This is a genomic window from Robinsoniella sp. (genome assembly GCF_034124845.1).
In genome coordinates this window covers 1-7,363 of sequence record NZ_JAWYAJ010000254.1, presented here as the reverse complement: position 1 = coordinate 7,363, position 7,363 = coordinate 1, and the positions used below count along the sequence as shown (strand labels likewise).

The following is a 7,363-nucleotide window of genomic DNA, read 5'->3' as shown; positions in this document are numbered from 1 at the left end:
CCCTGTTTGTGGTGAGCGGAAGCTGGAGAGATACCAGGGTCCCTTCTGTTTTGCGGCTCTTAACCGTCAATCCGTAAGAGGTACCATAGCAAAGCTTAATCCGCTGGTTGATATTGTATAGCCCGATGCTGTCTGCTGAGGCCTTATCATGGTTATTCATATTGGAAATCATTTTTTCCAGCTCTTCTGCAGTCATGCCTTCCCCGTTGTCAAAAATGTCTATGCAGAGGTATTCATCGTCCTTCGTCCATATATGGATAATAATCTGTCCATTTTTTTCAACCCCTTCCAAACCATGTAAAATAGCATTTTCAACAATTGGCTGCAAAAGCAGCGGCAGGATCTGGAATTCGGAGATATCAGTTTCCGGTTCTATTTGAATTTGATAGTTTACACGTTCATGGAAGCGCAGCTTTTGGATAGACAGATAAGTCTCGATGTAGTCCATCTCCTTTTTCAGCGTTGTGGATGCAGTTCCCGTATTTTCCAGAACATAGCGCATGGATTTCCCCAACAGCTTAATGGCGGTAGCAACCTCACGGTTTCCGGCAGTGAGGGACTTCATACGGATTGTCTCCAGTGTATTATAGAGAAAGTGGGGATTGATCTGGCTTGCCAGCATCTTAAATTCCATCTGCTGCTGGCGGTTAGTGATTTCCTGCTCTTTAATCTGTGCCTCGTACATCTGCGCTTCGTTGTCCTTGATTTTTTCAATCATTACTTTTAAATCCTGGAAAGCCTCTGACAGCTCATCATCTCCCTGAAAGGAATCAATGATATTATAATCCCCGTTGCTTGCCTGATGCATGGCACTTCGCAGGACACCCACACGGGCACTGAAATATCTGGTAAATATATATATAATCCCTGTTGGGACAAAGAGGATCAGCAAAATGATAATCCCATAAGTCAGTGTCACTTTATTAATATAGGGATATGCCTGAAAATTCAGTGAAGTCAGATACAGGATATCGTCTGACTGGTAGGGCGTCAGTGTGGAAACGGCACTTAATACTTTGATTCCATTCAGTTCATTTCTCCCCAGATACTGATAGAATCCCTTGCTGTAATCTACCTCCACCCCAAGCGGCAAGCCCACAAAGCTGCGGTTGCTGCTGTAAAATACAGGTTCCTGGTTGACGGAAAGGATGGTAGTCAGCGTATTGTTTTCTATGCGGTTTTTCAGGTAATTGGAACTGGTGGTCATTTCTAGAACCGCGTAGCTTTTCGTATCCGGCAGGGGAATTTTCCGGTATAAGGTCAGTTCATAGTAATCATTGGAAAAGTGATCGGTCTGCTTTTTTACTTTCCAGAAAATATTGGACTGCCCGGAAGCTTTTTGAAACCAGTCCGTTTCCCGGATCTCCTCCGTTGCAAAGAGAATCCGGTCATAGTCTTCAATGGTTTCATTCAGGGTATAAACCTTTAAATCTGCCACAGAGGTTTCATTTTTTAAAATGGACAGGATTCTCTTATAATTGCCGCATGCCGTCCGGGATTCCACAGGAGAAGCATAACTTGTACTGAGCAGTTTTTGCAGATTCGTATCAAAGGCGAGGTCTTCGGACTGGTTGTAAATGTTTGTGGTGATATCAAACATAATGGATTTGATGCGCAGGTTGTCCGATTCAATCTGGTTCTCATAATGATTGGTTAAAAGCTTCTGGGTATTCAGCAGGAGCAGGATCCCGATTACCGTAACCGGAATCAGAATAGCGGCAAAGAATATGGCGTAAAGCTGTTTCTGCACCTTTGTTTTTGAAAACATGGACTGCAGCTTGTCTTTTAGTTTCATCTGTAATTCCTTTCTGCCGGGGAGCCTTAACAGGGGATTTCTATATAATATCGTGTTTCTTTTCTACTTATGTTTATTGTACAACAAAAAAAATCCTGCGTACAGCGTCATTATTGGAGGTAAAATACTCTAATTTTTAGAGTGTTTTATCTGGAATTCTGATGGTATCAAGATGAGTGAAAGTCCGCTATAATGTGGTCAAATGTAACTGATCAGCAGGTAAATACGGAACAGTTACGGTCAAAAAATGAAACGAACAGTTGAAAGGAGACGGACTATGAAATTTAGTAATGGATGCTGGCTGCAAAAAGAAGGATGCGGGTGCTTTTCGCCCCAACAGGCTTATTTTATAAAAAAAGAGGATAGGTTGGTCACCATATGTGCCCCCACCGGAAGGATTAACCACAGAGGAGATACCCTGGGAGGCATTAACCTCACGGTTGAGATCTCTTCCCCTATGCCGGAGATTCTCCGGGTGCAGACAACCCACCATAAGGGCATCAAAAGGAAGGGACCTGATTTTGACCTTCATCTGGGAGAGATGCAGAAATTGGATGTCTTTGAAGATGAAGAAAAGCTCACTGTAAAAAGCGGCAGCTTAGGGCTGATTATCACAAAGAAAGACTGGTCTATGACGTACATAAGGAATGAGGAAAAGCTCACAAAGAGCGTTTCCAGAGATCTGGCATATATGAAGACCAAGTGGAACGGTTTTGCCTATGATAAAGGGAGTGACGATGCCTATATGCGTCAGCAGCTCAGCCTGTCTGTCGGGGAACTGGTCTATGGCATGGGCGAGCGTTTTACTCCGTTTGTCAAAAACGGGCAGTCTGTTGATATTTGGAATGAGGATGGTGGAACCAGTACGGACCAGTCCTATAAAAATATTCCTTTTTATCTCACGAATAAAGGATATGGTGTCTTTGTGAACCACCCGGAAAAAGTATCTTTTGAAACCGCTACGGAGCAAGTGGCGAAAGTGGAATTCAGTGTGCCGGGTGAAACTCTGGACTACTTTGTAATCAATGGTCCTTCGATGAAAGAGGTTTTAGAGCGGTATACAGATCTGACAGGGAAGCCGTCACTGCCTGCACCATGGACTTTTGGCCTTTGGCTTTCTACGTCATTTACCACTAATTATGACGAAGAGACTGTAATGAGCTTTATTGACGGTATGCTGGAAAGAGAGATTCCTCTTCGGGTTTTCCACTTTGACTGTTTTTGGATGAAAGAATTCCACTGGTCGGATTTCATTTGGGATCACAGAGTTTTTCCTGATCCGAAAGGAATGCTGGGAAGAATTAAGGATAAAGGACTGAATATCTGCGTCTGGATCAATCCGTATATCGGGCAGGAATCAGCGCTTTTTGAGGAAGGGATGGAGCAGGGATATTTTATTAAGCGCCCAAACGGAGATGTATGGCAGTGGGATATGTGGCAGCCCGGAATGGCTGTGGTGGATTTTACCAATCCTGCGGCATGCAGCTGGTTCCAGGAGAAACTGGAAGCGCTGTTAGATATGGGAGTGGATTGTTTTAAGACAGATTTTGGGGAACGCATACCGACAGATGTTGTCTATTACGATGGCTCAGATCCCAATAAGATGCATAATTACTATACCTATCTGTACAACAAGACCGTATATGAACTGTTAGAGAAGAAAAGAGGAAAAGGAGAGGCCGTTTTGTTTGCCCGCTCTGCAACAGTAGGAGGACAGAAGTTCCCGGTACATTGGGGCGGTGACTGTTGGTCTGACTATGAATCCATGGAAGAAAGTCTGAGAGGCGGGCTGTCACTGACGATGTCCGGCTTTGGATACTGGAGCCATGATATCGGTGGGTTTGAAAGTACTTCTACACCGGATGTCTATAAACGGTGGGCGGCTTTTGGTCTGCTGTCTACCCACAGCCGCCTTCATGGAAGCACCTCTTACCGGGTGCCCTGGGCTTATGACGATGAGGCGGTAGAGGTTGTACGCTTTTTTACAAAGCTCAAAGCAAGCCTGATGCCCTATTTATTCAGCGGTGCGGTTGAAACATCCAAAAGCGGTGTGCCGCTTATGAGAAGTATGGTATTGGAATACACAGAAGACAGGAACTGTCATTATCTGGACCGCCAGTATATGCTGGGAGGCCGGCTGCTTTGTGCCCCTGTTTTCCGGGAAGACAACATAGCTGAATATTACCTGCCGGAGGGAACCTGGACCAATTATCTCACAGGTGCACAAGTGGACGGGGGCAGATGGTTCACAGAGAAGCTGGATTATTTAAACATACCGCTGATGGTGCGGGAAAATACAATTCTCCCAATCGGGGCATGTGATACAAGAGCGGATTATGATTATGCAAAGGATGTGGAATTTAACATCTATTCCTTAAAAGACCATGCATCTGCAGAAGTCTATGGCTGTGATGGAAAACCGGATGCCTCTGTTACAGCAGATAATCATCAGGGTGTAATCACGATTTGCACAAAATCCGAAAAGCCGTACACGGTACGTCTGGTAAATCAAATGGTGAAAGAAGTAAAAGGAGCACATGGGGTAATAGAAGGCAGGGACACTGTCCTGAAGCCAGAAGCAGGTGCAGCAGAGATACTTGTTATTTTAGAATGTTAGAACATGTTTTTAAATTCGGGGGCAGAATAAATATGGAATCAAAAAGCGTAATGGATAAAAAGATAGAAGATTTGTTAAGCCAGCTCACATTAGAGGAAAAGCTGGGGATGATACACGGTGACGGATTATTCTGTACCAAAGGTGTGGAGCGCCTGGATATACCGCCCCTTAAGATGTCCGACGGACCCATGGGAGTGCGCAATGAATTTGAAAAGGATAAATGGATTGCGGTGGGGAATTCAGATGATTATGTGACCTATCTGCCCAGCAACAGTGCCCTTTCGTCCACCTGGAACCGTGAGCTTGCTTACCGTATGGGACAGGTGCTGGGGGAGGAAGCCAGAGGCAGGGGAAAAGACGTGATTCTGGCTCCCGGCATCAATATAAAGAGAAGCCCCCTCTGCGGCAGAAATTTTGAATATATGAGCGAAGACCCCTATCTGACAAAGGAAGAGGCGGTGCCGCTTATACAGGGGATTCAGGAGTCTGATGTGGCGGCATGCGTAAAGCATTTTGCGTTAAACAATCAGGAGACGGAAAGACTCTGGGTAGATGTGGAAATCGGGGAGCGGCCTCTGCGGGAAATCTATCTTCCGGCATTTTATGATGCGGTAAAACGAGGCGGCGCGTACTCACTGATGGGAGCATATAACAAGGTCCGGGGCGAACATTGCTGCCAGAGCCACTACCTTTTGGATGAGATCTTAAGAGAGGAATGGAAGTATGACGGAACCGTGATCTCTGACTGGGGAGCTGTTCATGATACAGCAGAAGCTGCAAAAACCAGCCTTGATATAGAAATGTCAGTCACGGATAATTTCGATGAATACTGTCTTGCCAATCCTTTATATCAGGAAATACAGGAGGGAAGGATTGCAAAATCTTTCATAGACAGCAAAGTAAGGCGGATTCTCAGGATGATGGAGCGTCTGCACATGCTGGGCGGAGAGAGAAAAAGCGGGTGCTATCATACACCCGGACACCGGCAGACCGCTTTGGAGACAGCAAGAGAATCCATCGTTCTGTTGAAAAATGAAGATCAACGACTGCCCCTTCAGAGAAAGAATATAAAAAAGCTCCTGGTAATTGGCGATAACGGGGAGCGGATTCATTCAAACGGCGGCGGCAGTGCGGAGATTAAGGCATTATATGAAATTTCGCCTCTGCTGGGACTAAAGTCTATGCTTGGAGGAAATACCGAGATAAAATATGTAAGAGGGTACTGCCCGGACACCAAAGAAGAGCCTGGAGAAGTCAACTGGCAGGAAGCCAGCCTGAATGCCGGTAATGGGACAAAAGATAACCTTGCAAAAGATTCCGCCCTGCAGGAGAAAAGAAACAAACTGCGAAAAGAGGCAGTAGAAGCAGCTTCGGAGTATGAGGAGGTTCTGTTTATCGGAGGACTGAATCACGATTATGACGTGGAAGGATATGACAGAGAAGATATGATTCTCCCCTACGGACAGGATGAGGTGATTCGACAGGTGTTAAAAGCCAATCCCAATACGGTGGTAATACTAAGCGCCGGTGCTCCTGTGGAAATGAAATCATGGGTCAATGAGGCAAAAGCACTGGTCTGGAACTGGTATGCCGGTATGGAGGGGGGAACCGCCCTGGCTGAAGTACTTCTTGGAGAGGTAAACCCATCCGGCAGGCTTCCGGAAACTTTTCCCAAAACCCACCTGGATTGTCCGGCAACCCGCCTTGGAGAATTTCCCGGGAAGGAAAAGGTCTGTTACCGGGAAGGCATTTATGTGGGGTACCGCTATTATGATACTTTTGAGATCGAACCCCAATTCTGTTTTGGCTATGGATTGTCCTACACAGAATTCACCTGCGGCAATCTGGAGATCAGTGACAATAGCAGCGCTTTTCCGGTGTCTGTCTCCCTGGACGTTAAAAATACCGGAGAAAAATCCGGAAAAGAAGTGGTGCAGTTATATGTGCGTTGCCTGGAACCAAAGGAAGAGAGACCGTACCAGGAATTAAAAGGATATGAAAAGGTATTATTAGATCCGGGTGAAGAGAAGCGGATATGCTTTTTGCTGGATGAAAGCAGTTTTCATTACTATGATGAAAAACAGGGGGATTTTTGTATCGAACCGGGCAGATATGAGATTTGTATTGGGAAATCTTCAAGAGATATTTGTCAGAAAAAAGAGATAAACATAGTAATTTGACAGATGCTATCGTCACCGAATATGGTCCCCGGAATAACATATAGTAAGAAACCAGAGAGGTAAATGCCAATGCTTACTATAGATATAATAATTGTTATTTTGATCATAGTGATACTATTTGCGGTTATAAGCTTTATCCGTATCAGACGGATCAGAGCGGAAAGAAATAAGGCGGTAAAGGTAAAAGAACAGGCGGATTTGGAAACAGCACAGCCGAACAAACAGGGACCCTCCAGGCCCAATTGTTTCGTGTGCCCAAGAAAATGTACGCCTAAGTATGTAGACTTCAATTGTCCCAACCTGCCAAAATGCAAGCTCTGCCCGGGTGTCCGGGTAGACAGAAATGGTAAGGAATGTAATCCCTATTGCCCGGTGAAATATCCGGATCAACCGGAAGATGTACAGGATAAATCTGAATAAAAAATACGCGCGGCAGTGTGACACACAGCTGTCAGAGCGTTATCTTCAATCGTAGGAGAATGGAAGGAACCCGTAAAAAGGTTCCTTCTTTTGCATGTTCGCAGCTATACGCAATTTTACAGTGGAAATATGTGGCATTGAGATTGGCCGTATCTTAGCGTATACTTAAACATGAGTTTAAGAGGGAGTAGCGGATAGGGGAGCTGTGGATTTGAATACAGTGGATAGGAAGAGTGGTTTTTTAGCAAAATTTGAGAAAACCTTGATATTTATATTTTAAAATAGAGAAAACAAAGAAATACCCATTAAAGCGAACGCTTTATAATTGGGTTTCTCTTATTAAATACTCTT

The 7,363-nt window shown here is 44.8% G+C and carries 4 protein-coding genes; 3 read left to right on the top strand and 1 reads right to left on the bottom strand.

All coding sequences use genetic code 11. From position 1 onward, the window contains the following. On the bottom strand, positions 1-1,795 hold a 1,795-nt coding region (locus ACH2DQ_RS12695; protein ID WP_395026960.1), incomplete at its 3' end, for a sensor histidine kinase. A gap of 277 nt (positions 1,796-2,072) precedes the next feature. On the opposite strand from ACH2DQ_RS12695, the gene yicI reads away from it, so the two are divergent. The 3 genes from yicI (at position 2,073) to ACH2DQ_RS12680 (ending at position 7,012) form a co-directional block, all read left to right on the top strand. Further along, positions 2,073-4,412: an alpha-xylosidase gene (gene yicI / locus ACH2DQ_RS12690; RefSeq protein WP_395026958.1), complete on the top strand. Its 2,340-nt coding sequence runs from the start codon at positions 2,073-2,075 to the stop codon at positions 4,410-4,412. A gap of 32 nt (positions 4,413-4,444) precedes the next feature. Beyond that, the gene (locus tag ACH2DQ_RS12685; protein ID WP_395026956.1) at positions 4,445-6,592 is read left to right on the top strand and encodes a beta-glucosidase family protein; all 2,148 of its coding nucleotides are present in this window, start codon (positions 4,445-4,447) and stop codon (positions 6,590-6,592) included. A gap of 69 nt (positions 6,593-6,661) precedes the next feature. Beyond that, positions 6,662-7,012, top strand: coding sequence for a hypothetical protein (locus tag ACH2DQ_RS12680; RefSeq protein ID WP_394915204.1), 351 nt, complete (start codon positions 6,662-6,664; stop codon positions 7,010-7,012). Positions 7,013-7,363: the final 351 nt, after the last annotated feature.

What these genes read in the sequence shown, in the direction of transcription:
- ACH2DQ_RS12685 (WP_395026956.1), top strand. Translation starts at nt 4,445, where the DNA reads ATGGAATCAAAAAGCGTAATGGATAAAAAGATAGAAGATTTGTTAAGC.
- yicI (WP_395026958.1), top strand. Translation starts at nt 2,073, where the DNA reads ATGAAATTTAGTAATGGATGCTGGCTGCAAAAAGAAGGATGCGGGTGC.
- ACH2DQ_RS12680 (WP_394915204.1), top strand. Translation starts at nt 6,662, where the DNA reads ATGCTTACTATAGATATAATAATTGTTATTTTGATCATAGTGATACTA.